The sequence below is a fragment of the Devosia naphthalenivorans genome, assembly GCF_003056355.1.
GTDB classification, from domain to species: domain Bacteria; phylum Pseudomonadota; class Alphaproteobacteria; order Rhizobiales; family Devosiaceae; genus Devosia; species Devosia naphthalenivorans.
Genome location: NZ_PYVW01000053.1, coordinates 1 through 301, shown reverse-complemented (window position 1 = coordinate 301; position 301 = coordinate 1). Strand labels below are relative to the sequence as shown.

The 301-nt window shown below is 53.8% G+C and carries 1 pseudogene; it reads right to left on the bottom strand.

The features are described from left to right. Nucleotides 1-283: pseudogene (locus C8264_RS21975) on the bottom strand (Ail/Lom family outer membrane beta-barrel protein); the annotation flags it as partial. Nucleotides 284-301: the final 18 nt, after the last annotated feature.

Genomic DNA, 301 nt, shown 5'->3' with positions numbered 1-301 from the left:
AATTCCCCCCTTGATCAGAAGGGCTGACCTGCTTACTGATTTGTAAAACCGGTCCGGCCATCACGCTCACATAACGTCCACGCAGGCTCTCATAGTGAAACGTATCCTCCCCGGTCATCACTGTGCTGCTCTTTTTCGACGCGGCGAACCCCAGGGAAGCCATCACCCCCACACTGTCCGTCAGCTCATAACGGTACTTCACGTTAATCCCTTTCAGATGACTCACACCGGTATCCCCGCCCGACAACGACGGCAATGTACCCGGTTTCACTTGAAAATAGCCCCGCAATCAAGGGGAATT